This window comes from Deinococcus metallilatus (genome assembly GCF_004758605.1).
Taxonomy (GTDB): domain Bacteria; phylum Deinococcota; class Deinococci; order Deinococcales; family Deinococcaceae; genus Deinococcus; species Deinococcus metallilatus.
This window is the reverse complement of the sequence record NZ_CP038510.1, coordinates 558,809-583,300: the sequence shown is the minus strand read 5'-3', so window position 1 is coordinate 583,300 and position 24,492 is coordinate 558,809. Positions and strand designations below refer to the sequence as shown.

At 66.9% G+C, this 24,492-nt stretch carries 23 protein-coding genes, 3 pseudogenes and 1 riboswitch; of the genes and pseudogenes, 13 read left to right on the top strand and 13 right to left on the bottom strand.

Annotated features, from left to right (window positions below; all coding sequences use genetic code 11):
- Nucleotides 1–2 precede the first annotated feature (2 nt).
- From E5F05_RS02570 to E5F05_RS02540, 7 genes are all read right to left on the bottom strand, one after another.
- On the bottom strand, nt 3–971 hold the full coding sequence (locus tag E5F05_RS02570; RefSeq protein WP_138223654.1) for a succinylglutamate desuccinylase/aspartoacylase family protein: 969 nt from the start codon (nt 969–971) through the stop codon (nt 3–5).
- A complete protein-coding gene (locus E5F05_RS02565; protein WP_244944451.1) occupies nt 964–2,136 on the bottom strand; it encodes an aspartate aminotransferase family protein in 1,173 nt (390 codons plus the stop codon). Before E5F05_RS02565 ends, E5F05_RS02570 begins: the two co-directional genes overlap by 8 nt.
- A gap of 133 nt (nt 2,137–2,269) precedes the next feature.
- Nucleotides 2,270–3,469, bottom strand: coding sequence for a hypothetical protein (locus tag E5F05_RS02560; protein ID WP_138223652.1), 1,200 nt, complete (start codon nt 3,467–3,469; stop codon nt 2,270–2,272).
- On the bottom strand, nt 3,466–4,329 hold the full coding sequence (locus tag E5F05_RS02555) for an ABC transporter permease (protein ID WP_138223651.1): 864 nt from the start codon (nt 4,327–4,329) through the stop codon (nt 3,466–3,468). The genes E5F05_RS02560 and E5F05_RS02555 overlap by 4 nt, the downstream gene beginning before the upstream one ends.
- Nucleotides 4,295–5,275, bottom strand: coding sequence for an ABC transporter permease (locus E5F05_RS02550; protein WP_138223650.1), 981 nt, complete (start codon nt 5,273–5,275; stop codon nt 4,295–4,297). The genes E5F05_RS02555 and E5F05_RS02550 overlap by 35 nt, the downstream gene beginning before the upstream one ends.
- Before the next feature lie 4 nt (nt 5,276–5,279).
- The gene (locus E5F05_RS02545) at nt 5,280–6,794 is read right to left on the bottom strand and encodes an ABC transporter substrate-binding protein (protein WP_138223649.1); all 1,515 of its coding nucleotides are present in this window, start codon (nt 6,792–6,794) and stop codon (nt 5,280–5,282) included.
- A gap of 231 nt (nt 6,795–7,025) precedes the next feature.
- Complete coding sequence (locus E5F05_RS02540; RefSeq protein ID WP_184117639.1) at nt 7,026–7,781, bottom strand: IclR family transcriptional regulator; 756 nt, start codon at nt 7,779–7,781, stop codon at nt 7,026–7,028.
- A gap of 193 nt (nt 7,782–7,974) precedes the next feature.
- On the opposite strand from E5F05_RS02540, the pseudogene E5F05_RS22050 reads away from it, so the two are divergent.
- Both E5F05_RS22050 and E5F05_RS02530 read left to right on the top strand, forming a co-directional pair.
- Nucleotides 7,975–8,079, top strand: a pseudogene (locus E5F05_RS22050) (transposase); the annotation flags it as partial.
- Nucleotides 8,080–8,491: 412 nt separating this feature from the next.
- Nucleotides 8,492–8,908 carry a DDE-type integrase/transposase/recombinase gene (locus tag E5F05_RS02530; protein WP_244944450.1) on the top strand — a complete coding sequence of 139 codons (417 nt, stop codon included), beginning with the start codon at nt 8,492–8,494 and terminating at the stop codon, nt 8,906–8,908.
- A 153-nt stretch (nt 8,909–9,061) separates the two neighbouring features.
- Here E5F05_RS02530 and E5F05_RS02525 read toward each other — a convergent pair whose 3' ends face one another.
- The 3 genes from E5F05_RS02525 to E5F05_RS02515 form a co-directional block, all read right to left on the bottom strand.
- Nucleotides 9,062–9,466 carry a VOC family protein gene (locus tag E5F05_RS02525; protein ID WP_146719892.1) on the bottom strand — a complete coding sequence of 135 codons (405 nt, stop codon included), beginning with the start codon at nt 9,464–9,466 and terminating at the stop codon, nt 9,062–9,064.
- Nucleotides 9,467–9,524: 58 nt separating this feature from the next.
- Nucleotides 9,525–11,381 (bottom strand): hypothetical protein, encoded by a 1,857-nt coding sequence (locus E5F05_RS02520; RefSeq protein WP_146719891.1) that lies wholly within the window; start codon nt 11,379–11,381, stop codon nt 9,525–9,527.
- 175 nt (nt 11,382–11,556) lie between these two features.
- Nucleotides 11,557–14,526: an AfsR/SARP family transcriptional regulator gene (locus E5F05_RS02515; protein WP_146719890.1), complete on the bottom strand. Its 2,970-nt coding sequence runs from the start codon at nt 14,524–14,526 to the stop codon at nt 11,557–11,559.
- A gap of 148 nt (nt 14,527–14,674) precedes the next feature.
- On the opposite strand from E5F05_RS02515, the gene E5F05_RS02510 reads away from it, so the two are divergent.
- Nucleotides 14,675–15,292 (top strand): hypothetical protein, encoded by a 618-nt coding sequence (locus E5F05_RS02510; protein ID WP_146719889.1) that lies wholly within the window; start codon nt 14,675–14,677, stop codon nt 15,290–15,292.
- A 116-nt stretch (nt 15,293–15,408) separates the two neighbouring features.
- On the opposite strand, the gene E5F05_RS02505 is transcribed toward E5F05_RS02510, so the two are convergent.
- A complete protein-coding gene (locus E5F05_RS02505; protein ID WP_184117641.1) occupies nt 15,409–15,789 on the bottom strand; it encodes a hypothetical protein in 381 nt (126 codons plus the stop codon).
- Nucleotides 15,790–16,069: 280 nt separating this feature from the next.
- Between E5F05_RS02505 and E5F05_RS02500 the strand changes: the two genes are divergently transcribed.
- The 7 genes from E5F05_RS02500 (at nt 16,070) to E5F05_RS02470 (ending at nt 20,363) form a co-directional block, all read left to right on the top strand.
- Nucleotides 16,070–16,342: a hypothetical protein gene (locus E5F05_RS02500; protein WP_146719888.1), complete on the top strand. Its 273-nt coding sequence runs from the start codon at nt 16,070–16,072 to the stop codon at nt 16,340–16,342.
- A 10-nt stretch (nt 16,343–16,352) separates the two neighbouring features.
- Nucleotides 16,353–16,625: a hypothetical protein gene (locus E5F05_RS02495; RefSeq protein WP_146719887.1), complete on the top strand. Its 273-nt coding sequence runs from the start codon at nt 16,353–16,355 to the stop codon at nt 16,623–16,625.
- Between the two features lie 51 nt (nt 16,626–16,676).
- Complete coding sequence (locus E5F05_RS02490; RefSeq protein WP_146719886.1) at nt 16,677–16,901, top strand: hypothetical protein; 225 nt, start codon at nt 16,677–16,679, stop codon at nt 16,899–16,901.
- 179 nt (nt 16,902–17,080) lie between these two features.
- Nucleotides 17,081–17,178: riboswitch (TPP riboswitch) on the top strand.
- Nucleotides 17,179–17,225: 47 nt separating this feature from the next.
- Complete coding sequence (locus tag E5F05_RS02485) at nt 17,226–17,891, top strand: thiaminase II/PqqC family protein (protein WP_184117642.1); 666 nt, start codon at nt 17,226–17,228, stop codon at nt 17,889–17,891.
- The gene (locus E5F05_RS02480; protein ID WP_221274306.1) at nt 17,888–18,637 is read left to right on the top strand and encodes an ABC transporter ATP-binding protein; all 750 of its coding nucleotides are present in this window, start codon (nt 17,888–17,890) and stop codon (nt 18,635–18,637) included. Before E5F05_RS02485 ends, E5F05_RS02480 begins: the two co-directional genes overlap by 4 nt.
- Complete coding sequence (locus E5F05_RS02475) at nt 18,634–19,386, top strand: ABC transporter permease (RefSeq protein WP_146719884.1); 753 nt, start codon at nt 18,634–18,636, stop codon at nt 19,384–19,386. The genes E5F05_RS02480 and E5F05_RS02475 overlap by 4 nt, the downstream gene beginning before the upstream one ends.
- On the top strand, nt 19,383–20,363 hold the full coding sequence (locus tag E5F05_RS02470; protein WP_146719883.1) for an ABC transporter substrate-binding protein: 981 nt from the start codon (nt 19,383–19,385) through the stop codon (nt 20,361–20,363). The genes E5F05_RS02475 and E5F05_RS02470 overlap by 4 nt, the downstream gene beginning before the upstream one ends.
- A gap of 207 nt (nt 20,364–20,570) precedes the next feature.
- Here E5F05_RS02470 and E5F05_RS02465 read toward each other — a convergent pair.
- Nucleotides 20,571–20,707: pseudogene (locus E5F05_RS02465) on the bottom strand (IS3 family transposase); the annotation flags it as partial.
- A 152-nt stretch (nt 20,708–20,859) separates the two neighbouring features.
- Between E5F05_RS02465 and E5F05_RS02460 the strand changes: the two are divergent.
- Both E5F05_RS02460 and E5F05_RS02455 read left to right on the top strand, forming a co-directional pair.
- Nucleotides 20,860–21,857 (top strand): annotated as a pseudogene (locus E5F05_RS02460) (transposase).
- Entirely contained in the window at nt 21,826–22,068 is a 243-nt protein-coding gene (locus E5F05_RS02455) for an IS1 family transposase (RefSeq protein WP_244944481.1), read from the top strand. Before E5F05_RS02460 ends, E5F05_RS02455 begins: the two are co-directional and overlap by 32 nt.
- Nucleotides 22,069–22,081: 13 nt before the next feature.
- On the opposite strand, the gene E5F05_RS02450 is transcribed toward E5F05_RS02455, so the two are convergent.
- On the bottom strand, nt 22,082–23,128 hold the full coding sequence (locus E5F05_RS02450; RefSeq protein ID WP_221274307.1) for an alpha/beta hydrolase: 1,047 nt from the start codon (nt 23,126–23,128) through the stop codon (nt 22,082–22,084).
- 498 nt (nt 23,129–23,626) lie between these two features.
- Between E5F05_RS02450 and E5F05_RS02445 the strand changes: the two genes are divergently transcribed.
- Nucleotides 23,627–24,415, top strand: a complete 789-nt coding sequence (locus E5F05_RS02445; RefSeq protein ID WP_244944449.1) for an AraC family transcriptional regulator — start codon at nt 23,627–23,629, stop codon at nt 24,413–24,415.
- Nucleotides 24,416–24,492 lie beyond the last annotated feature (77 nt).

The following is a 24,492-nucleotide window of genomic DNA, read 5'->3' as shown; positions in this document are numbered from 1 at the left end:
ATCTACCCGTCCTGTCGGGCGAGTTGCTGAGATTCAAGCTGCTCGGCCGTCGAAAGATCGCCCAGCATGTAGGCGTAGTCCCCGGCATGCGTGCGGCTGGGCGTCGGTCTGACGAGCACCAGCTGGGTCTTGTCGAACGGCGCCCGGAATTCTTCGAGTTCCTCGAAGGTCTGCGGATCCACCATGGTGCCGAGAAGGGTTCCCCGGTCGACCGCCTGTCCGAGCTGGGTCGCGTCGACTCTGGGCATCAGGATGCCGCCGAAGGCCGGACGGACGATCTTCATGTCATGAAGGAGGGTCTGTGCGGGCGCTGGCTGGGGATCACCCGGGATCGAGCCGATGACTTTCAGGGCATTCATGACCCCAGCGGTGCCGCGCCGGATGTACTGCGCGTCAAGTTGGCCGCCACCACCGATCTCCGCGACCACGACTTTGGTACCGTTTTGCTTGATCAGCTCGGTCCCGAGCGTTCCCTGATAGGATTTGCCCTTGTAGAGGGTCGGGAAGAGGAAGGCGCGCGAAACTTCCGGGGCGTTGAGCACATACACGTAGTCCACCGTGGGGATCGAGCCCCCGGCATGAAGATCGAGCAGGACGTCGGTGCGCGGCGCGATGTACTCGTGGAGTTTCTTGGCCAGTTGGTCACTCAGCCAGGTGTCCAGGTCTCCAGGGAAGACCCGGTTGAGGTTTTGCATGTCCGTCGGCGTATTCCGGGTGAAACTTTCGAATCCGGGCGGGTTGCACAGCGGAATGACGGTGACTTGACCGCGCACGGGCAGCGAGTCGAGTTGCTCGGTGACCTGACGTGCGATGACGATCGGGGGCAGCTCGTCTCCGTGGATCCCGGCGGTGATCGTGACGCGCGGGCCGTCCTCCACTCCCCGGAAGACATGGGCGGCCACACGCAGGGGTTGTCCGCCAGCGGTGCGGGTGATGTCGAGCCACTCCAGCGAATGCTTGGGGTCAGGCATGGAGTTCTCCTTGCAGGGCGAAAGCCTGGCGGGTGAGCTCGAGGAAACGTTCAAAATCCTGGTCGCCGTGGGCGGCCGAGAAGGCACTGTGCAGCAGTGGCCCGGAGGCGACGATGAGGTGGTTGGCCCCGAGATGGTCGGCCCAGGCCCGGTACTGTTTGACGTCCGTGGTGGCCGCACTGCGGTAGTCCCGGACAGTCACGTCCGTGAAATACGGCTGCACGTGTCCGCCTCCACCATGGAGCTGCGCCGCAATCCCCGCAGCCTGTGCCAGAGCGTTGAATTCACGTTTCAGCTCCTCGGTGCGCCGGTGCAGATTCGCGGCGACCGTGCCGTCCTTCTGCAGTTCTAGCGCTGTCAGGCAGGCCGCCAGGGCTGGCCGGAAACCGTTGAAGGTGCCCACGAAGGGCGCATTCCCGGCTCCTGGGGCCGACCGTTCCATGATTTCCCGCCTGCCCGCCAGCGCCGCCACCGGGAAGCCGTTGGCGAGCCCCTTGCTCCACAGGCTCAGATCCGGGGTCACGCCGTATTTCCCCTGCGCGCCGCCAGGGCCCAGGCGGAAACCGGTGAGCAGCTCATCGAACACGAGCAGGATGCCCAGCTCCGAAGTGAGTTTCCGCAGCCCTTCAAGGTAACCGGGCTCCGGCTCGATAAACCCGATATCGATCAGCACCGGCTCGATGAACAGGGCCGCGATCTCCTCTTTCTTCGCGGTGAGGATCTCCCGGGCCGCCTCCAGGTTGTTGAACGGCAGAATGGTGATGTCCGGTGAGGGTCGCAGCCCCGGGCCGCCCGGCAGGGCGACCGGTCGCTCGGCCGGGCCAGCTTTGGTCAGGTCGGACCACGTGCTGACGTTCACGTCGTCCCACCAGCCGTGATACGCCCCCTCCATCTTGGCCAGACCCTGCCGTCCAGTGACGACACGCGCGAGGTGCAGGGCGTGGATGGCCGCTTCCGTTCCGGTGTTCGTGAAGCGCACCTGTTCGGCGGTGGGCACGCAGCTGAGAAACGCCTCGGCGGCCTGAATACTGAGTTCGCTCTCGACCCCGGCCCCAAGTCCCAGGCGCATGGCCTGATTGACCGCCTCGATGATGTTCGGATGACCGTGCCCGAGCACGACCGCCGCGTTGCCCATCACGAAATCCAGCCATTCCTGCCCCTCCACGTCCCAGAGTCGCGATCCCTGGGCACGCGAGAAGTAGCGCAGGGGCACCGCCGTGGCGCGGGAATTGGAGTGCGTGCCAGCAGGAATACTCCTGAGCGCACGGTCGTAGAGTTCCTGCGAACTTGATCCGAGATTATTCATCTTCTCCTCCCAGGGCCCAGTGGGCGAACAGCGTGCCGGGCGAATGCATGCAGTCGTACAGGTGGGCCACGGCGGCGTCCTGCGCGCTGGCTGGCACTGCTGCCCAGAAGCGGTGGGCCAGTTCGTTGCCCCACCAGTAGGTGTAGATGAAGGGCGCGCGGAGCCGGTGGGTAAAGAAGCGCAGACGCGCCTCGATCCACTCGTCCGACTGGCCGAGCTGGGCCCTCAGCAGCGCGGCGGCCTCGCGGTGTGTCGCCCGGCCGGTATTGAGCGAATGGGCCGCCTCGATCGAACACAGGTACTGCAGGCGATTGTAATGGCGCTCGATTTCATCGAAGGGGGACGTCCGCCAGCGGATGAGTTCGAGGCCGAGTTCCGCAATGCCTTCGAACAGCACACTCGAGGCGCTGTTGGTGAGCACAATGGCCCCGTCGATTGGCATCCGGCCCGCCCGCGTCAGCCGTTCACGCTGCGCCATATGGACGTCATGGCCAGGGTAGGCTTCATGGGCAACCAGGCGTTTGAGCGCGCTACGCGTATACTGGAAATCCCCGTTGATCCACACCTTCCGCCCGGGATAATCGCAGTAGGCGCTGAAAGGCGCGTCGCTGACCACCTGCGCCTGAATGGGAACGTCGTGCAGCGCCAGCTGGGGCAGGTACTGCGCGACTCGCCCGCGCGCCTCATCGAGGAGGGCCTGCAGACTCGCCTGGAGCTCCGCGCCGCGAACCTGATCCGCCTCCCGGTAGGCCTCGAGGCCGTCCATGCCCGGCTTGAACCCGGCCTGCACCAGTGCCAGGTCAAGCTTCTGCTGGTGGGCTCGGAGGCGACCTGCGGCCGGGGGCGCTGGCGGGATGCGCAGGCACTGCGCCACCACCTGCTCGAAGTCGCTGACTTCCCCCATGACCCAGCCGAGCAGGTGTCGGGTCGCGAACGCCTGTTCGGTCAGCCAGTCGCGCAGATGTCCGTCCTGCAACCGACTGGCCCGGTCGGCAATCTCCAGCAGCGCTCGGCGCGCGCTTTCCAGGTCGATCGCCTCCACCTCCAGGCCGGTCCAGTGCACCGGAACGAGTCCCTCCGCCTCGAGCCGCCGGTCACCGGCAACAGGTCGTTCGCGGTAGGCGCGGTCCGCACCGAGGAGCACGGCCGCGTACTGCCGTGAGAGATCAAAGGCCTGTGCCAGGTCGGTCATGCGGACACCTTCCGTGGGTCGAGGAGATCACGCAGGGCGTCCCCCAGGAGATTGAAGCCGAGAACGGTGAGCATGATCGCCAGTCCCGCGAAGACGGACAGCAGTGGGCCCTGCCGCAGGAATTGCAGGCCGGTGTTGAGGATCGATCCCCAGGACGGGGTGGGGGGTTGCACGCCCAGCCCCAGGAAGGAAAGCGAGGCTTCTGCGGTGATGGCATTCCCCATGCCCACCGTGGCGATCACGATGACCGGCCCAAGGGCATTCGGCAGCACATGCCGGAAGAGGGTGCGCAGTGGCGAGGCACCAAGGGCGCGGCTGGCGTCGACATAATCTTCCTCGCGAATTGCGAGGATGCTCGAGCGGATGACCCGGGCGTAGGTGGTCCAGTACACCATTCCCAGTGCCACCATCACGCTCTGGGCACTCGGCCCCAGGGCGGCGACCAACGCCAGGGCGAGCAGAATGGGCGGGAACGCCAAGAAGACGTCCACCGTCCGCATCACCAGCGTATCGACCAGCCCGCCAAAGAATCCGGCGAACGCGCCAGCAAGGACGCCGATCACGGCCGAGAGCCCGACCGCGATCACCGCCACCTGAACCGAAACGCGTGAGCCGTAGACGATCCGCGAGAGCGTGTCCCGCCCGAAATTGTCGGTTCCCAACAGGTGGGCCGCCGAGGGCCCGGCGAAGCGCGCTCTGAAGTCCCGGCTGTCCACGCCGTACGGGGCGATGGCGGGGGCGAAGACGGCGGCGAACAGGACTGCGGTGATGATGAGCAGCCCGATCAGGCCCAGCTTGTTGCGCCTCAGAAAAAGCCAGCGCCGGTCAGGAGTAACGGATTTTCGGGTTGATGTAACCATAGGAGATGTCCACCAGGAGGTTGATCAGGCTCACAAAGATGGCGACGAACACGACGCTGCCCTGTACGACCGGATAGTCGCGCTGGTTGATCGCGGTCACGATGAGTCGCCCGATGCCGGGCCAAGCGAAGATCGTTTCGGTGATGATGGCTCCGCCCAGCAAGGCGCCCAGTTGCAGGCCGATGATGGTCACGATGGGCAGCAGGGCGTTGCGGAAGGCATGCTTGAGGATGACGGTCCGGTCCGCAGCGCCTTTCGCGCGAGCGGTGCGGACGTAATCGAGCTGCAGCACTTCCAGCATGCTCGACCGCGTCAGGCGCACCACGATCGCGATCGAGCCGAAGGCCAGCGTCACTGCGGGCAGGATGGCGTACCTGAGCCCCTGGGCGAGAGGGGCGACCTGGCCCCGGAAGACCGCCTGCAGGCCGCTGGCGAGACTGGGTCCCTGCCCGAAGGGCGGCAGCCATCCCAGTTGCTGCGAGAAAAGCAGGATGAGCAGGATGCCGACCCAGACCAGCGGCATGCTGACGCCCAGCAGGGTGATCACCGTGATGGTGACGTCCACCCACGACTTGGCGCGGATGGCGGCCCAGATCCCGAGGGGAATCGCCACGATGACGACAATCGCGAGGGCCAGGAGGGCCAGTTCGATGGTGGCTGGCAGGGCCTCCAGGATGAGCTTGGACACGTCGACTCCCTGAAAGATGCTGCGGCCGAGGTCGCCGCTCAGGGTTCGTTCGACGTAGCGGACGAACTGGACGTAAAGCGGTTGATCCAGCCCGAGCACGACCTCCAGGCGCTGGCGCTCGGCGGCACTTCCCTCGGTACCGAGCAGCACCGCTGCGGGATCACCGGGAATGAGCCGCAGCACCAGGAAAACCACCAGGAGAACACCGAGGAGTACCGGGATGAACTGCAGCATCCGGCGTGCAACGAAGGTGATCATGGATCTACTTGAGGCTGACGTCTTCGAAGGAGTACCAGGAGCCGGACGGATACAGTTGATATCCCGTCACCCGTTTGTTGAAGATGGCGACATAGCCCTGATTCAGGACGAAGATATACGGGACGTCCTCCGTGACGATTTTTGCCGCCTGGCTGTACAGCACCTTGCGCTGCGTGACGTTGGTCGCCGATCTCGCCTTCTCCAGCAGGGCATCGACCTTTGGATTGCTGTACTTGCCGTAGTTGCTGCTGCCGTTGGTCGTGAACTGGTTGTAACTGGCCCGGTCCGGATCGGTCAGGTTCAGCCAGCCGACCAGCGAGATCTGGAACTTCCCATTGGTCAGGTCATTGAGCATCGACGCGAAGTCGTAGGCGCGAACCTTGACATCGATCCCCGCTTTGCGCCACTCGCCCTGCAGGAAGTCCAGCACCTGCTGGCGATTCGGATCGACGTTCGTGACGATCTCGAGTTGCAGCGGTTTGCCGTTCTTGGTGCGGATCCCTCCGGCTTTGGCCACCCAGCCAGCCTGGGTGAGCAACTTGTCGGCGGCCTGGGGGTCGTAGGGATACTTCTTCACCGCGGGCGAATACCATGACGTGCCCGGGAGCAGGAAGGAATCGCCGGGGGTGTCCATGCCGTAGTAGAGGTCCTGGCTGATGGTCTGCCGATCCGTGAGGTAGGCCAGCGCCTGACGAACGCGGCGGTCACTTAGAACCGGATCCTTCGTGTTGAGGTTCAGGTAGGTGATGCCCAGTCCCGTGGTTTTTTGCACCGTGAGCTTGGGATTCTTAGCCAGCCGGTCCAACTCCTGGGGTGGAATGGGCGAGTGGATGTAGTCGAGTTCACCCGACTCCAGCGCCACCAGACGAACATTGTTGTCGGGAATGGCGCGGATCACGATCCGGTCGACTTTCGGCTTCCCTCCCCAGTACTTGTCGTTGGCGACCAGCTCGATCCTGTTTCCGCGTTGCCAGCTGGCGAACTTGAAAGGGCCGGTGCCGACGGGGGCGTTGCCGTAGTCCGCTCCCATTTTGGTTGCGGCGGCCTTAGAGACGATGCCCATGTCCAGGTACGGAATGAGAGGGGCAAACGGCTTGTCGAGCGTGAAGCGAACCTTATAGGGGTTGATGGCCTCGATTTTCGTGATGGGGGTGTAGAAACTGCGCCGGGGACTGTTGAACTTGGTGTCCAGCACGGTGTTGAAGGTATACACGACGTCGTCGGCGGTGAAGGGTGAGCCGTCGTGAAAGAGGACATTCTTGCGCAGGTTGACCTCGAGACTGGTCGGGGTCGTGTACCGCCAGGAGGTCGCCAGGGCGGGAACCGGCTTGAGGTTCGGGTCGAGGCGGATCAGGCCGTTGAAGATGAGTTCCTGCATCCTGGTCGCGCTGGTGTCGCGCATCAAGCGCGGATCCATCGTTCCTGGCTCCACATCGAGGCCGACATTGAAGGTCGTTTGTGCCTGGGCCGCACAGGTGAGGAGCAAACCGGTCGCGAGGGCAATACCAGACTTATGCATGGAGCCTCCTGGTCGAGGGGTCGTACTGGCGATGGGCGGGGCGGATGGACCTCAGCGCGAACGATCAACCAGACCGGGGTGGCGAAGTACAAGGGAGAAAGACCCCACAGCGGAATCCTACTTTCACCTAGTGAAAGTGAATATTGTCTGGTACAAATATCATATAACTGGGCCAGCGTGACCGCAAGAACGTTCGTTCACTAATTTTCGTGTCAGGCGGGGTGCGGGCTTTCAGAGCCGCTGGCTCACACGCGCGGCTGCAGCCGTCACCAGCGCCACATACCGCTTTTCACGCTGGTCGTCGAAACGTGCCAGAGGTCCTGAAATGCTGATGGCTCCGACCAGATCTCCGGCGCGCGACTGGATGGGCGCGCCCACCGCGAAAGCATGGTCGGCATAGTCCCGGATCGCGACATGGTACTTGCGTTCGCGTATCTGCTGAAGGCGCGCACGGATCGAGTTCGGATCCGTGTCGGTGAACTCGGTCGCGCGTCCGAGCGGCGGGGCCAGGGCCCGGTCGACCACGTCTGGAGCGCTGAAGGCCAGAATACATTGACCGGTGGCGCCAAAGTGCAGCGGCCGATGTTCACCGATGGGCGCCGATACTCTGATCGCATGGGGCGAGTCCCGCAAGTCCACCGTGACCCGGCTCAGGCCCTCGCGCACAACGAGGGAGATGCTTTCCTGGGTTTCGCGCGCCAGAAAGTCCATCTCGTCTGCGGCGAGCTGAATGAGCGGAATGGCGTGTGTTGCGGCGTCACCCAATTTCAGGCACTTGAGCCCGAGGTGGTAGCGCTTGTTCTCATCCACCGTGAGATAGCCGCTCTGCTGCAATGTCGCGGCGACACGGTAGGCCTGGGACAGGGTCATGCCGCAGGCTTCGGCCAGGGGCGTCAGCGTTCTGCCGGGTTGCATGGCCACCGCCTCGAGCAGACGCAGGCCATTATCGAGCGCCTCGATTTTGTAATGGCTCAGGTCTCGTGTCATGTGGAAGCTGCCAGTCCGGATTCGTTGTGGATATTCGGTAGAAGCATAGCGTACCCGGTGGGCATCCTGGAGCACACTGACGTTCAAGTACGAGTGCGTCTTCCGCGAGGACTTCGCCAGCATACATCAGGTGACGTGCCTCCCAGTTCTCGGTCCACTCGGGTTGCAACGAGAGTGGCAACAAGGAGGGGGCATGAAGGGGAAACGGTACACCGAGCAGCAGATTCTGGACATCATCGGCCAGGTCGAGGCAGGTCAACCTGTGGTTGAGGTCGCGCGGAGTCAGGGGGTCGCGGTAACGACAAGCCACCGCTGGAAGGCACGGTATGGGGGCATGACCAAGGACGAAACCAAACGGCCCTCGTCTGAGGGAAGAGGAAAATCGCCGCCTGAAAAAGCTGGTCGCCGACCTGTCGCTGGACAACCTGATGCTGAAGGAGGTGATGGGAAAAAAGTGGTGAATCCCGAGGCAACCCCACAAGCCCAGACGCCGCTCGAACGGCGGCTGGTGGGCCACGTGCGGGAACGCTTGGGGATCAGCGAGCGGCGGGCTTGTCACGTGCTGGGCTTCTGGCACTCCACCCACAGGCACGACAGCCCCAAAAGGGAGCAGGCCGAGGCCCTGGTCGTGCGGCTGCCTGACCTCGCCCAACAGCGTCCCTGTTTCGGGTATCGGCGACTCCAGATCCTGCTGGAACGAAGGGCAGACGGTGAATCACAAGCAGGTCTACCGCCTGTACCGCGCCGAGGGCCTGCCGGTGCGGCGCCAGGTTCGCAAGAAATTAAGTGCTGGCGAGCGGGTGCAGAAACCGGCGATTTCTGGCCCCAATCAGCGTTGGAGCATGGACTTCATGTCCGACCAGTTGGCCTCAGGACAGCGATTCCGCGTACTGAACGTCGCGGATGACTTCACCCGTGAAAACCTCGTCATGTACGTCGGGACTTCCCTTACTGGGGCGGACGTGGTTCGTCAGTTCGCCGAGGTCGTCACCCGCAGAGGACAGCCCGCCGCTCTCCTCACCGACAACGGGCCAGAGTTTATCAGCAAGGCCCTGGACCACTCGGTCCACCGACAGGGCATCAGGCACCTGTTCATTCCACCCGGCAAACCCGTGGAGAACGCCTAGGCGAATTCCCCCGCCCATGACGAGAGCGGACATCTCCTCCCGCCTGTGGCTCGACACCCTGATCGCGCCCGCCCGGGTCGGTGGCCCAGGCGGGCGTCTCGTCTTTGCCACCGCGGCCCGGAGGAGGCGGAAGGCGGGGTGACGCCGCCGCTCTCAGCCGCCCTCCCGCCGCTCCAGCAGGCACAGGTTGTTGCCGTCCGGGTCCTTGAGCAGCGCCACCCGCGCCCCCCATGACTCGTTGATGGGCGGGCGGCTGAAGGCCACGCCCAGCGCGGAGAGGTCCGCGTGCACCCGGTCCACGTCCCGCACCAGCAGGTTGAGGTGGTCCAGGCCTGGCGCGTTGAGCACCAGAGCGAAACCGCGCGTCTGGGCCCGGGGTTGCCCATGCCGGGTCTCGAAGAGGAGGAGCCGGGCGTTCCCCGCCCGCAGGGTGCAACCCCGGCCGTCCCGGCGGAGTTCCTCGAACCCGAGCTGCCGGTAGAAGGCGACCGAGCGGGCGAGGTCGGTGACGCATATGCCGACGCTGTCGATCCCCTGAATGCCCGCCACGCCCGCCATCTGTGCTCCTTCCTGCCTGCTTCGGCGCCTGGCCCGCCACCTGACGGCGGCCGGGAGGTCAGTTGGTCACCGTGAGCTGGGCCTGGTAGTTCTGGGCGTAGAAGGCCTGGATGGTGGCGACGGTGCTGCCGCCGGGGGCGAGGCCGTTCGTGTTGGTGAGCACCTGGAAGGTGGCCGAGGTCTGGCCCTGCTTCACCGTCACCGAGGGGAGCACGGTGGCGTTCTGACTGTTGGACGACAGGCCGATGGGGGTGTCGATCTTGGCGGGCCTGCTCAGGGTCACGGTGCCGGTGACGGTGGTGCCCCCCTTGGCCGGGTTGGGGCTGAAGGTGATCGACTGGATGGGGATGGGCACGACCACCCCGAGGTCGAAGTTCAGCCCCTGGGTGTACTGGGGCTGATATTGCTGGTAGGTCCACGAGGGGGAATAGCACGTGATCCCGCCGTTGTTGGAGCAGCCCACGTCCAGCATCTCGTAGAAGGTCCAGTACGAGAAACCCACGGGATTGTCGATCACCGAGGGCGTCTTCCACACCGACTGGGTGTAGAGCTTGAGGGCGCTCTGGGCGATGGCGTTCGGCAACTGGCCGAGGAAGCACCCGGCGCCAAAGATGGCCTGGGAGCAGTTCGCCACATAGCGTGCGTCCACCGGGTACCTGCTCCCGTACATCCACTGGGTCTGGGTGGTCGTGGCGAGGTTGTCCACCGCCCAGTCCGTAATGTTGCGCGACTGGGAGTTGGTGTACGTGAAGGAGGCCGACCCGCCCGGGCCCTGGGCAGAGTTGGCGCTGAGGCCCACCTGGAAGCTCACGCCGGTGGTGACGCTCGTGCTGCCGTTCACGGTGTCAGGGGAGGTGGACACGATGCTCCAGTCGGTGGGATTGGCCCACAGGCTGAGCTGCATCCGGTTCTGGAACCAGCCCGCCTCGTCGTAGGTGCCCGCGATCCAGTCGGTGCCGTTTTTGGTCCCCATCGCGATGAAGTTCTCGTCCGAGGTCTTGGGGTTGGCCGCCGCGTCCTGCTCCAGCAACACGTACTGGAAGTCGCCCTGGGGGTTGTTCTTGTTGTTGAGGAAGACCGTGAAGGTGCGGTTCACGCTGTAGTTGGGGTGCTGGGTGCCGCCGTGCCCCTGGAGTGAGCCGCTCAGCGGCTGGCTGAAGGTTTCCGTGAAGTAGTAGGTCGCGTAGATGAGGTTGCTCGGGATGCCCGCTGGCAAGTCCTGGGGGGTCAGTCGGGTCGGCTTGGCGAGGTCCCCCAGGAGGGTCTTGGCGAAGGCCGAGGCCGCCCCTGGGTCCGCTCTCAGACTCTGGGCGGCAGCGTCCGCCCCGCCCCCGCACGACTGCCGACTCGGCTCGGTGGGCGGGTCAGTGGGCTGGACCCCCGTGCCCTTGCCGGTCGAGCTTCCCGAGCGCTTCGCCTGGGCCACCGAGCGCGAGGGCTCGACCACCTGGGCCTGGAACCGCCCGTTCGCGTCGTACCCGGCGTGAACCGCGTAGGCCGCGCTGGAGCCGCAGGTGGAGGCGTGCAGGATGGGCCCGAGGGCCTCCTTCTTGTGCGCCTCGGAGAGGTCCACCCCCAGGACCCACTTGCCCGAGCGCAGGGCCTGGGTGATGACCGGATGCGCCACCACGGCGGTCGGCGTGTTGGCGTCGCCGTCGAAGATCACCATCTGGTAGTCGTCGAGCTTCTCGTTGCCGGTGTACGGAACCAGGTTCAGGTTGGGCCCCAGCGCATCGAGGTAGGCGCTCTGCACCGGGCCGACCACCAGGGCGCTGGTGCGGTTGGGGGTCGGAGAGGGGGCCCCCGAGACGGGGGGCTGGGAGGCGTTCTGGTTGCAGCCCAGCAGGGCCAGGGTCACGAGCGGCGCGAGGGGCAGCAGGGGCCGCCCCGGGCGGGCGAGGGGCTGGGTTCTCATGGTTGATCCTCCATGCACGCGGCGAAACTCGGGGGGCTGGCCTCACACCTGGCCTGCGGACATCGTCCTGTCGTCACCCTCTCCTCCTCGTCCCCAAGCGGGGGGCACGCGGTCAGGGTGACAGGGGGGGCGTCCCGCGAGCGTCCCGCGGGCCAGGGCAGTGTGGGACGCCCGTTCAGGACTGGAAGCCGAGGAGCGCCGCCACGGTTTCCGGGAGGGCTGCGGCGGGGCTGTGGGGGGAGGCCAGCTCCGCCCGCATCCGCCGCGCCGGGTCCCGGTCCACGCTCTTGGTGGCGGGGTGCCGCGCGACCAGGTCGAGGAGGGCGGCACCCCGTCCGCGTTCGCCGCGCGCCAGGTGCCACTCGGCCCAGCGCGCCAGCGCGCGCAGGACCTGGGGGAGTTCGCCCAGGTCCCACAGCACGGCCAGCCCCTCGCGGAGTTCCTGCCGGGCGCGGTCCAGGTCCCCCGAGGCCGTTGCCGTGCGGCCCAGATCGACGAGGAGGATGCCCTCCAGCCGCCGGTCGCCGCTGGCGCGCGCGAGCGCCAGGGCCTCAGTCGCCGTCGCCTCGGCCCCGGCCAGGTCGCCCTGCTCGTGGGCGGTTTCGGCGAGGCTCGACAGGAGCTGGGCCAGCAGGCGCGGCAGGCCGATGTCGCGCGCCAGGGCCACGCCCTCGCCCAGGAGGGACACCGACACCCCGAGCTGCCCCAGGTAAGCGGCCAGGCACCCCAGGTTGTTCAGCAGTCGCACGACCTCGCTGAGGTTGTCCAGCTCGCGGTGCAGGTCGAGGGCCGCCTCGTAGCGCCGCCGTGCCGCCACGAGGTCGCCGCTGTCCAGGGCGACGTTGCCCAGCAGGTTCAGGCTGTCGGCGAGCGCCGCCCGGTCCCCCCGCGCCGTGCCCAGGCGCAGGGCCTCCTCCAGCAGCGCGGCGGCCTGAGCGCGGTCGCCCCGCCGCCAGGCCAAGTCGCCCAGCAGGGTGAGACCGGACAGGGCCGCGCCCGGCTCGCCCAGGGCGCGGGCCAGGGCGAGGCCGCTCGCCGCCCAGCGTTCCGCCTCGGCGTGGCGCCCCAGCCGGTAGAGGAGAGGCGCGCCCTCCACGTGCAGCCGACACAGCGCGGGGTGGTGTGCGGGGGCTTCCTCCCGCAGGGCGGCCTCGGCCTGAGCCAGCAGTTCGGCCCCCTCACGGTAGCGCCCGCGGGCCATGTGGTAGGTCGCCAGCGGGGCGGCGGAGCGCCCCAGTTCGTCCGCCCGCCCCTCCGCCACCGCCCAGCCCCAGGCGGCGCGCACGTTCTCCAGGTCCTCGTCGAGCCGCGTGAGCGCCTCCTTCTGCCCGGCACCCCGCAGCGCCCCCGACAGGTCCTGAAGAAGGCGGTGGAAGTGCAGGCCGTGCCGTTCCCGCGCTCCGGCCTCCTCCCCCGGATGCGCCGCCAGCTTCTCGCGGGTGTAGCCATACAGCAGCGGGTGGCGGTGGAAACGCCCGGAGGGCGAGGCGCGCAGCAGCGACTTGTCCACCAGGCCCGCCAGCAGCGGCAGGCTGGCCCCCGCGACCTCGCGCGCCGCCCCCGGCCGGAAGCCCCCCTCGCAGACCGCGAGCTGGCGCAGGGCCACCTGCTCGGCCGGTTTCAGCTGCCGCCAGGAATGCTCGAAGGTCGCGCGCAGGCTGACGTGCCGGGCGTCTCCGTCCCGCGCGTCCGAGGTGAGGAAGTCGAGGTTCAGAGCGATCTCCCCCGCGATCTCGCGCGGGGGGACGGCCCGCACCCACGCGGCGGCGAGTTCGAGCCCCAGGGGCAACCCGCCCACCAGGCGGCAGAGGGCGAGCACAAAGGGCAGGTCCTCCTCACCCAGAACGTAGCCGGGGCGCACGCGGGTCACGCGCTCCACGAACAGCCTGACCGCGTCGTACGTCAGGGCCTGGTCCAGCCCGGTGCCGGGTGGGGGCACCGGCAGACCGTCCACGGGCAGCAGCCACTCTCCCGCCAGGCGCAGCCGCTCGCGCGAGGTGACGAGCACCCGCAGTTCCGGGCACGCCCGCAGCAGCTCCGCCACGAACCCCACGCCCTCCAGCAGGTGCTCGTAGTTGTCCAGCACCAGCAGCCGGGGTGGCCCCTGCAAGTGACGGATGATCTGCCGAGTGGGTGGCCGGGTGCTCCCGAGGGTCAGGCCCACGGCCTCCGCCACAGCGGCGGGCACCCGTTCCGGGTCGGCAAGCGCGGCGAGCGGCGCGAAGGACACCCCGTCCGGGTACCCCGGGGCGAGGACACGGGCGGCCTCCAGCGCGATTCTCGTCTTGCCCACCCCCCCGGGCCCGGTCAGGGTGAGCAGGCGGCATTCCGGCCGCCCGAGGGCCTGGGCGATCTCGGCGAGTTCCAGCTCGCGCCCCACCAGCGGGGTGGAGGCGGCGGGCAAGGCGGGCGCCGGGCTCACGGGCGCGGGTGCATCCGCCAACTCCTCCCCCCGGAGGCGGCGGGCGAGGTGCTCGGTGGGCGGGGCGGGAGACAGGCCGAACGCGCGGCGCAAGCTCCCGGCGAACGCCGCATAGGCCTTCAGCGCCTGGGCTGCCTGCCCAGCCGCCGCTGCGGCGCGCATGTACAGGGCCAGCGCCTCCTCGTCGAACTCGTCCCCCCCCAGCAGGGGGGTGAGGAGGGCGGCGGCCCCCCCGGGATCCCCCCCGCTTTCCAGTTCCTCGGCCCGCCGCCGCAGCGCCAGGCGCCACAGGCCGCGCAGCCGCTCGCGCTCGGCGGCCAGCCAGGTCCCGAATTCCCCGTCCCCGCCGAGCCCCTCCAGCAGGGGGCCGCCGTAGGCCGCGAGCGCCCGGGTCCAGCGTTCCCCCCGCACGGCGGCCTCGAACGTGGTCACGTCGGTGGGTGGGGCCCAGCACAGGCACTGGGGCTGGACGGCGAGGTCCGCAAGCCAGCCCAGCCTGCGCACCCGGTGCAGCAGGCGGCGCAGGTTGTGCCGGGCGGTCCCCTGCGGCTCGTCCGGCCAGAACAGGAAAGCGAGCCGCTCGCGGTCCACCCAGCCCCCTCGCCAGGCGAGGTAGGCGAGCAGGTGGTGACGTTTGTCGGGAAGGAACGGCTGCACCTGGGGGCCGAGCCGGACCTGCGGACTCCCCAGCAGTTGCACGAAGGTGGTGGCCGCGTCGTCCACAAACCTCCCCGGCGCTGGACCTGCTCGACCAAACCGTGGCCCCGGCCTGGGGCACGAGCACCGGTCCGCCGCGCCCTTCCCCGGACCTTGGCACTTGATCCTGGTCCCCATTCTGGCGCCCTGATCCCGCCGGAACAAGGAGGATGACATGGAACCGGCCAGTGAAGCTCGTGAGTTCAGCGCCGAGGGAAGGTCTGGTGGGCAGGCGCTGTGGCCCGGGCAGGAGGGACGACCCGATCACGTGCTGCGAGACGTGAACAGGCCCCTGAACAAAGGCTTCGAACGGCTCAGCCAGATGCCCGCCAGGGTCCGCTGGGCGGTGTCAGCGGCGCTGTACAGGACCCTGGACAACAGGTGCGCCGTGGTGTCTGTGATGATGTGGGGTGTCGCGGCGGACCTGATCAAGCCGCTGTGGTGGAAAGCCTTCGAGGAACTGTGGCGTCCCCTGCTCATCCGTTGGGAGAGACAGGAGCAGAGGCCTGTCCCGTGGGTCCGAAGCAGCAGCGGCACTGGCCTGGCCAATGTCGCGCAGTTCAGCGGCGAATCCCTCCCCGCCCTGCTGAGTGACTGGTGGTGGACGCTCGCCCTCGCGGGACGGGCCCGGTGGCAGGCGAGGTGCTCCGCCCGTTGGGAAAAAGTGTGCTGCTGCAAGGCATTCCCGCAGTGGACGCCTGGCCGAACGCGGGGATTCGCGTACCACCGCGTGCAGGGTCCCCTGACCTTCACGGTGCCGCGTGACCTCACCCTGCAGGTGCTGCGGCAGTAAGTTCCGCGCTCCGCCCTTCGGCGAAGTTCCGGGCGGTATGGTGGAGGGCACGGGTGCAGACAAAAAAGCAGCAGGGCCTGTCGCCAGCCCTGCTGCGCCCATCTGGCCTGGAGCGCTTACTCGGCCTGCTGGTGGTGGTATTCGCGGATGCGGTCGTACACGTGCTCCGGGAACTCCAGGTCGCGGTAGACGTTGCCCTCGTTGGGATCATTGTCGGGCAGGATGGGGAAGTCCTGCTTCTCCATGTACTCCACGATGGTGTCGCGGCGCGGCGGATTGTAGTCGGCCTCCTGCACCTGCCGCACGAGATCACGGGCAGCGTCCTCGCTGAAGTCCCGGTCCTTGGCGAGCTGCGCTGCGAGCTCGTCGTCACTCAGGAAGTGCCGCGCGATGATGGCGTACACCAGGCGGCCATAGTGGCCGATGTCCTTCCCATTTTCGAGAGCGTCGGTGAGATGGGCCATCATGTGGTTCTTCTTCAGGTCTTCCATTGCCATAACTGTCCCTCAGGAATAAGTTTAAGGCGTAACGGAGAGGACCGTATGACGCGGGGTCTAAAGAATCTTCATGTTGAACGCGCGGGGGCCGAGCGTCACTCGCAGGCTGCTCCATCACCCTCCATCTCGGGGCGATATCCCGGTTGCCCCGGCGAAGTGGGGCTGCTCGAACACCTACGGTTGAGCCTGGAAACGCGGATCCGGCGGGATCTGGGGGAGGACGTGGAGGTGCAGGTGGTGACGGCACGGCAGTCCTAAGGAGCGCACAATAAGGCCAGCGATGTCCTCCCTCTTCGTCTTCACGATCATCGCGCCGGAAGGTGCCCTGCATGCTCACTTTCAGTTGGAGCCGGGCTGCTGCTCTAGCCCAGGCGACGTGCAGGTGGAATGGGGGGAAGGCCGGGTGCCCCACGCGCATACCCTGACCGTGGCCGCTACCCGTCTGCCCTCCCAGATGGAATTTTGCGAGTTGGCGGCTTATGCCGCGACCAAAAACGCGAATGTCTCCCCCAACCCGCTCTCGCAACTGCTCAATCTGCTCATCCCCTTCTGAGGAGGCGTAAGTGCCGGACCTGTTCGTCGGGCTGAGATACACGCGGGAGGCATGGCGGGGTACGGTGGCACCGATAGGCGAGAACTTCTCCGAGGACACCTCCCCGGAAAAGAGTGTCACCCAGCTGGCTGAGCGCATCAGCGCCCTCCGGCCAGCCGCCGTGCTGGTCCAGGCCATCCACCGTGGGGAATTGCCGGTCGTGGTGGTGCTGCTGGAGCGGGGCACGCGGGTGATGGTCGTGACGAAGGAACGGCTGCGCGCCTTGGGGGCAGCCAGGCCGTAGCCACCAGACGAGGCGAGCCTGGCTGAGAGTGCTCAATCACTCGGGGAGAGCGTGAACACGCGGGGGGCGTACGCCAAGGTGGAGGTGGTCCGCCTGTTGCTCGCGCGGCGACGGCAGGTGCTGGCGATGCAGGCGGAGGAGGAGAACCGCCTGCGGGTGGCCGAGTCCACACCTATCCGCGAGGACCTGGAGCGCCACCTGACCTTCCCCGACCGGCAGTTGGGGCGCCTGCGTGAGCTGTTGCTCGGCATGGTGCAGCCTGTCCCGGCTCGCTGACTGTCGGCGGTCACCTGCTCTTCCGGGTGGTGTGGCTCCCGACCCTGCCCCGGGGCGAACGGCGGGTCCTGAGTGCGCGAGTCCGGCGGCGAGGCGCGAGTCCGGCGGCGAGGAAGGTGGCTTCAGCCGGGCGCGTCGACTGCGCCTTGTGTTCGCTTCCTGGAAGGGAGTAGGCTGTCACCCGTCACCGGGGGTGTCTCGCGTCAGCGAGGCTGAGATCAGACCCCAGGACCTGATGCGGTTCATACCGCCGTGGGGAGCGTGACGGCCAGCCCGCCCGGGCCGCCCGAAGCCATGCTCTCCCCCGCGAAGGGGGAATTTTCTTTGACCTACAACTTCATCCCGGACGTCCTCACCCAGGACCTCTCCCAAGTCCAGGCCGAACTGCTGGACCATCCCCTCTGGCGGGACGTGGTGGAAGGTACGGCCACGACGGCGCAACTGCGCGCCTTTGCCCTGCAAGACCACTGGCTGGTGCGGCACTCGCTGCAACTGGAAACGCTGCTGATCGCCCATGCGCCGAACGAGCACGCCCGCACGGTCCTCGCCCGCAAGCTCGAACCCAAGGCCGTCTTTGCGGGTGAGGGGAGCCTGGTGCATTTCGGCGCGGCCGTCGGCCTCAGCCCGGAGGACTTTGAGGCGGTGGAGCCCCTGCCAGGCTGCGCGGCCCTCACGGCCCACTTTTACTACGCCCTGGCCCGCGACGGCTTCCTGGGCATGTTGGCGAGCATCGCTGCCAGCGAGAGCGTCTTCATCGCCATCTGCGACCTTGCCGGACCCGCGCTGCGGGAGAGGTACGGCTTCACGGACGAACAGGTTGCCTTTTTCCCGCTCCACGACGGGCTCAAGGAAGGCGTAAACGTCGGCGAGACGGACCTGCTCCGCGAGTTGGCGAGCACATCCGAGGCGCGTGAGCTGGTCACGCGAACGGTGAGGCGGACGTACGGCCTCGAGCGGCTCTTCTACGACACGGTGTACGCCGCACGGTGACCGCGCCGGACCTGGAACTGCATGGGGTGGCCCTGGCGTACGGGGGCCAGCCCGTCCTCGCAGGCGTGAACCTGCGGGTGGAGGCCGGACAGGTGCTCGGTGTGCTGGGCCGGAGCGGCAGCGGCAAGAGCACCCTGCTGCACGTGCTCGCCGGTCTGCTGGAGCCGGATACCGGGGAGGTGTGCCTGTCCGGGCGCGCGACCACGACCCGGGAGCGGCGAGGCCAGAGCGGCTTCGTGCCGCAGCGGCCCAGCCTGCTGCCCTGGCGCACGGTGCTCGGCAATCTCACCCTGGCGCTGGAACTGCGCGGCGAGCGGGGACCGGGTGCCCGGCGGCGCGCCCTCGACCTGCTGGCCCAGTTCAACCTGGCGGAGGCGGCGAACCTCTGGCCATACCAGCTCTCCGGCGGGATGGGGCAGCGGGTGGCGGTGCTGCGCGCGGCGCTCTTCGCGCGGGACCTCCTGCTGCTCGACGAACCCTTCAGCGCCCTCGACGCCCTCACCCGCCTGGAGTTCCAGCGCTGGCTGGCAGGGCTCCACGCCGAGTGGCGACCCACCGTCGTCCTCGTCACCCACGACGTGCGCGAGGCGCTCGCCCTCTGTGACCGCGTCGTGGTGCTGGGAGGGAAACCGGCCCGCGTCGTGCTCGAACGGGGCAACCTGCCGACGCTGCGCTCGCCGGGTGCCGACCCCCGGCCCCTCGAAGGGGAACTGCTGACGGCCCTCCTCGGGCAGGAGCGCCCGTGAGACGCTGGGGCAGCGCCCTCGTCCTGGGCCTGGCGGTACTCACCGCCCTGGAGGGGCTGTCGCACCTGGGACTCGTCCCCTCCTCCCTCCTGCCCGCCCCCAGCGCGGTCGCCGCCGCGCTCTGGAACAACGCGCCCGAGCTGACGGCCCACTCGGCCCAGACCCTGGCGGAAACCCTGCTGGGCTTCGGCGCGGCCGTCGTGCTGGGGTTGCTGGCCGCCCTCGCGCTGCACCGTTTCGCCCCCGCGCGGCGGGCAGTGCTGCCCTGGCTGGTGGTGTCGCAGACCATTCCCCTGATCGCCCTCGCGCCGCTCCTGCTCGTGTGGCTGGGCTTCGGGCTGCTGCCCAAGGTCGTGATCGTCACGCTGGCCTGTTTCTTCCCGGTCACGGTGGCGACCCTCGACGGCCTCACGCGCGCCGACCCGGACCTCGTGCGGGTCTTGCGGGCGATGAACGCTTCGGAAGGGCAGGTGGACTGGCTCGTGCGCTTTCCGGGAGCGCTCCCGGCCTTCTTCTCGGGGCTCAAGCTCGCCGCGACGTACGCGGTGACGAGCGCGATCTTCGGGGAGTACGTGGGCGGGTACGTGGGGTTGGGCATCTTCATCCAGACGAGCGCGAACGCCCGCGCGACCGATCTGGTCTTCGCCGCCATCTTCCTCAGCGCGCTGTACAGCGTGCTGTTCGTCGCCCTGATTGGCTTGGTGCAGCGGCGCGTCCTGCGCTGGCTGCCCCGGGAGGATTCCCCATGAAACGACTGTTCATCCTGACGGCCCTCAGCCTCGGTTCTGTCCGTGCCGCCCCCCAGCCCGTCACGCTGGCCCTCGACTGGGTGCCGAACGTCAATCACGTGGGCGTGTACGTCGCCCTGGCAAAGGGCTGGTACGAACAGGCGGGTGTGAACTTGCGGGTGCTGCCCTACGGCTCCACCTCTCCGGACATCCTCGTCGCGGCGGGGCGCGCGGACGTGGGGGTTTCCAGCGCCGAGGGGGTGACGTCTGCCGCCGCGAGCGGGCAGCCGGTCGTGAGCATCGCGGCGATCTACACGACCAACACCGCCGCCTTCGCGGTGCTGACGAAGTCCGGCATCCGGCGCCCCCGCGACCTGGATGGAAAGGTGTACGCGGCGTTCGGGGCGCCCTACGAGACGCCGATCATCAAGCGGCTGATCACGGCGGACGGCGGGCGGGGTAACTTCAGGAGCCCGGTGCTGAACACCTTTGGGCTCGACGCATTGCTGGCGGGCAAGGCGGACTTCATGTGGATCTTCGAGGGCGTGGAGGGGGTGGAGGCGCGGCGCAAGGGCCTCGCGCTGCGCAGCTTCCCGCTGACGAAGTACGGCGTGCCCGATTCCTACACGCCGGTCTTCACCGCGAACCGCAACCGGCTGGGGCCGGACCGCGTGAAGCTCCAGGGCTTCCTGCGGGCGACGGCCCGTGGGTACGAGTTCGCCCGACGGCATCCGGCAGAGGCGGCCGACCTCATGCTCCGGGCGGCGCCGAAGAACACCTTCCCCGATCCGGGAGTGTTGCGCGAGGGGGTGCGGTATTTCGTGGACCGGGGGGCGTACGCCCGGCCGGGCCACCCCTGGGGCGAGCAGACCCTGAAGATGTGGACGGACTACCCGAGGTTCCTGGTGCAGTCGGGGGCCGTCAGACAGCCGAGTGGGCAGCCGGTGAGGGGCTTGAACTACGCTGCGCTCTTCACCAACACCCTGCTGCCCAGGTGAGCGGCTGGGCGCTTCCGGTGACGAAGCGAGGGGCTTTCTTCCACACTCGGGTCGTGCGCTCTCGCCTGAACATGTCCGAACGGGCCGCCCCTGGCCTGACTCCTTCGTCCGCGATGGTAACCTGATCTGAAGGGTGCGATCAGGACGGGCCGCCGCTGGGTCGGAGCGCCTGCCCCGCTTGTGTGTAGTTGAAGGTAAGCGGTTGTAGAACTCCAGGGGCGTCAAATACCCGAGAGTGGAGTGGCGTCGCTGGCGGTTGTAGAAGACCTCAATGAAACTGCCTGTTGTGCAGCGGCACGGTTCTCAAAGATGCTGTCTTCGAACAGCTCCCTTTTGAGGGCTGAGTGATGCGGGTATCTCTCTCATAAAAGAAGTAACCCAGATAAACACAGCGCTTTTCGCTCCTCCCCCCTTGCGGGGGAGGTTGGGAGGGGGAACTCGTCTCTTGCACCTGAAGAGGTAGCGAAAGAGCACTCCCAGACGCGAGAAGGAGGGTGTGTGGAACCTCAAGCTTCGCGGGGAGCGCGCCTCCATTCTGGCAGACGCGCTTCTGTCAGTCCCCAGCAGCCTGTAGCAGCAGCGCCAGTGCCCTGAGTCGCCGCCTGAACGTGGACGAGTGGGACACGGCGGCCTGCTGGGCGACCCTGGGCCAGGCCCAATGGGACGCCCTGCTCCTCGCGGCACGGCGCAAACAGCATCCTCGCTTGCGGCTGTGCGTGGACCTCACCAGCGTCCCGAAAACGGGACGCGAGCTGCCCTTCGTTCGCGTCTACAACGAGGTCTACGGGATTCATCTGGTGGTGCTGTACGCGGTATACGGCGACCTGAAGTTCCCCGTGGGCTATCGAGTGTACCGGGGGAAGGGAACCCCTGCCCCCGTCCGGCTCGCCCTGGACCTGCTGGCGACCGTGCCCGCCGAGCTGAGCCGCCGCTTCGACGTGTGGGGCCTAGCGGACAGCGGCTTCGAGTCGTCGGCCTTCCTTCAGGGCGTGCGAGACCTGGGCTTCGAGTGCGTGGTTGGTGTTCGTTCGACCCGACGCACGGACCATCCCGGGCACGTCACTGTCGCGGACTGTGAACACGGGGGCTGGATTCATCTGGCCAACTGGCCCTGGGAACCCCTCACCCTCGCTCGGGTCGAGCGAGGCGAGCGAACCTTCTGTTCCGTCGCCTCCCAACTGCTCCCGGGCGACAGTGTCGCCCGGGAGGGGGGTCGGCGTTGGGCCATCGAATCTTTTTTCAAGGAAGCCAAGCACAGCTTTGGGCTGAATCGGTGCGCGCTGCGGACCGCCCAGGGGCTGGACCGCTGGGTGCTGCTGGTCTTCGCCGCTCTGCTGTGCCGACACACTGTCCCTGGCACAAGCGGCGGAGGTCGCTGCCCGGGTGGCCCTCCCCCTGCTGGTTGTGCAGCGACTCGCTGCACAACTTTGGCAGGAGGAAGAATTCCTGCGCCAGCACGGCTATTCACTCACCCTACCCAGGTGCAAGACTTGAGTCCTACCTCTGGCGTGCCGACGACGAACCGTTGTTGGGCGTCAAACGCCTGACCCGCCGAGGGGAAACCCACCATGTCGAGCGGCTGAACTGCACCCTTCGACAACGCCTGGGTCGGCTGGTCCGCAAATCCCTCTCGTTCTCCAAATCCGACGAGATGCTCGAAGCCTCGCTGACCCTCGCCTTCCACCGCTACAACTCGTCACGTTAGTTCAGTCACTACCCTAAACCGGTTCAGCCAGCGACTCCTTCGAGCGGTGCAACTGCGCCGCGCCCCCCATATGTTGGTTGAACCAACCCACTAGGCGCTCGGGATGCTGTCCGAAATAGTTGTAAGCGTAGAACCGCTGGTTGGATTCCTCAATCCACAGCAGCTCCTTCTCCTGCGCGCCCAGGGCATCGAAAATAGCCTGGCCGTCTTTCTCGCCCTCGATGAGGAAGTCCCGACGAAGCTGCGCCATCAGCGTCGGAACCTTGACTTGCGGCGCATACGGCAACGGGGTCTCCTCATCGAGACGGAAGCCCGTCAGCTCGCGGAGGCGCTCGTCCAGCTTGTGGGCTTCCTTCTCGGGATCGAGGTGCAGGTTCTGCGCGCCACGCACGATAAAGGTTTTGCCGGACACGACATTGAGCAGGACCAGGGCCTGAATGTGGGTGAACTCCTCGGGCCACTTCGCCAGAGCGATCACGGTGGAGTTGCCGCCCATGCACCGGCTATAGAGTCCCGTCGTCATCGACGCCAGGTCCTGGCGGCTCCTCGCGTACCGGACCGAGCCGACGACATCACGGCACTCCAGCAGCCCGAGACCGCTGATCCCGCCGTTCGCCTGGCCGCTCTGCCCGTGGTTCCGCAGGTCGTAGGTCAGAATGTTGTACCCGGCGTCGTGCAGATGTTTGAGTTCCGGCAGGAAGTTCACCTCGAAGCCGCCGAACATCGTGTTCCAGGGGGGCAGGTGGCCCGGGAAGCCGTAGCGGTTGCAAGTCATCGGGTGGTTGACAATCAGCAGCCGGTCGGAATCGGCGGGAATGAGCCACGCTTCGAGGGGAATGCCGTCAAGAGACGGGAAGAAGACCTCTTCATACTCCAGTCCGATGTCGCTGGGGCGCCTCAAGACAGGCGTGCGCGCGCCGTGCGCGAACATCTGCGCGTAGGCCTCGATCATGGGATGAAGCTTGTGCGAAACCGAGTCCACCACCGTTTCACCGATGTTCTTCAAAACGTCGGTGATGAGAACGTCGTTTTCGCCCAGGTCGTGTTTAGCGGCGGTCATGGATGGCCTCCGCTGGAGCAGCAGGGAGAATCGTCGTGAACCTTCAAATGATCTGGATGCGGGGCACCCGATGGGTCAGGGGTGTCCTTTGGCCTGCCCGAGCGTCAGCACAACAGGAGTCACATCCTCATCGTCACGCTCCTCCCTGCTCCTCATCACTCCCCGCCTGCAAAAGTTCTCGCTACAGACAACATGGGGAAGGATTCAGGAAGATTGTTGCAGAGCGCGGCCCCGATGGGGTAATACGATTGGCGCTCAAACTTGCCCAATCTTCTCAACGGAACATGACTCGACTCATTGATAGCCCCAAAGAGGGGTACATTCAAAGCAGCCGTGATGTTTCCATCCTCACCCTCCCAGGGCGGCAGCCCTCCACCCGAACAGCCTCTCGGCGGGTTGATCGAAGCGGTCGACTCTTGGGCCACCAGCAGGAACAGGCCGGTTCCCTGGCCTGCCCTGAGCTTTCACCGCCGGGAAAACCCGACGTCCCTGGAGGACGTGTTGCTGGAACCCGTGTTTGGACTGGTGGTGCAGGGGGCCAAACAGATGGTGCAGGGTGAACTGGCCTGCGTTCTGGATTCAGCGCGTTACCTGGTCACGTCCCTCGACCTGCCCGCCAGAACACAGGTCACCGAGGCCAGCCCTGGGCAGCCCTACCTCGGGGTGGCGCTCAAACTCGACTTGCACCTCCTGACGGAGGTCATGCTCAAGTTGCCGCCACGCCCGCCTGTGCAGTCGGCCCCGCAAGGCTTGATGGCAGGCGACGTGACACCGCCGCTCGTGGAGGCGGTCGCCCGACTGGTGGCCCTGCTGGACGATCCACCCTCCCTTCCAATCCTCGCGCCGCTGGTCGAGCAGGAACTCTACTACCGGCTGCTGGTGGGCCGTGAGGGGGAGCAGCTCCGCCAACTGGTGTCGGTGGGCACACGAGGCCACCGGATGGCGACGGCAGTCAAGTACCTCACCACCCACTACCGCAGTCCGTTTCAGTTGGAGGCCCTGCTGGAACTGGTCAGCCTGAGTCCAGCCACCTTCTACCGTCATTTTCGTCAGTTCACGGGGATGAGTCCTTTGCAATTCCAGAAGTGGTTGCGCCTCAACGCGGCCAGACGATTGATGCTCACGGAGGGCGTGAGCGCGGCCACGGCAGCCTTCCGGGTGGGGTATGAAAGTTCGTCGCAGTTCAGCCGGGAATACCGCCGGGCTTTCGGCACCTCGCCAGCGCAGGACGTGGCCGCTGTGAAAAGGCAATCCTCCCGAGCGCTGTACGTTCAGGACCCGTTCTGACTCGCTGGCAAGGTTGTGCGAGCCGTGGAATCAGGCCATGCCCACCCCCGGACGCCCTTCGCATCTGCCCCTGAGGT

Bases quoted from the DNA above. Each gene is read 5' to 3' on its own strand.
- E5F05_RS02510 (WP_146719889.1), top strand. From the start codon at position 14,675: ATGGAACCGGCCAGTGAAGCTCGTGAGTTCAGCGCCGAGGGAAGGTCT.
- E5F05_RS02560 (WP_138223652.1), bottom strand. From the start codon at position 3,469: ATGACCGACCTGGCACAGGCCTTTGATCTCTCACGGCAGTACGCGGCC.
- E5F05_RS02520 (WP_146719891.1), bottom strand. From the start codon at position 11,381: ATGAGAACCCAGCCCCTCGCCCGCCCGGGGCGGCCCCTGCTGCCCCTC.
- E5F05_RS02555 (WP_138223651.1), bottom strand. From the start codon at position 4,329: ATGGTTACATCAACCCGAAAATCCGTTACTCCTGACCGGCGCTGGCTT.
- E5F05_RS02550 (WP_138223650.1), bottom strand. From the start codon at position 5,275: ATGATCACCTTCGTTGCACGCCGGATGCTGCAGTTCATCCCGGTACTC.
- E5F05_RS02545 (WP_138223649.1), bottom strand. From the start codon at position 6,794: ATGCATAAGTCTGGTATTGCCCTCGCGACCGGTTTGCTCCTCACCTGT.
- E5F05_RS02525 (WP_146719892.1), bottom strand. From the start codon at position 9,466: ATGGCGGGCGTGGCGGGCATTCAGGGGATCGACAGCGTCGGCATATGC.
- E5F05_RS02540 (WP_184117639.1), bottom strand. From the start codon at position 7,781: ATGACACGAGACCTGAGCCATTACAAAATCGAGGCGCTCGATAATGGC.
- E5F05_RS02500 (WP_146719888.1), top strand. From the start codon at position 16,070: ATGTCCTCCCTCTTCGTCTTCACGATCATCGCGCCGGAAGGTGCCCTG.
- E5F05_RS02450 (WP_221274307.1), bottom strand. From the start codon at position 23,128: ATGACCGCCGCTAAACACGACCTGGGCGAAAACGACGTTCTCATCACC.
- E5F05_RS02570 (WP_138223654.1), bottom strand. From the start codon at position 971: ATGCCTGACCCCAAGCATTCGCTGGAGTGGCTCGACATCACCCGCACC.
- E5F05_RS02505 (WP_184117641.1), bottom strand. From the start codon at position 15,789: ATGGCAATGGAAGACCTGAAGAAGAACCACATGATGGCCCATCTCACC.
- E5F05_RS02470 (WP_146719883.1), top strand. From the start codon at position 19,383: ATGAAACGACTGTTCATCCTGACGGCCCTCAGCCTCGGTTCTGTCCGT.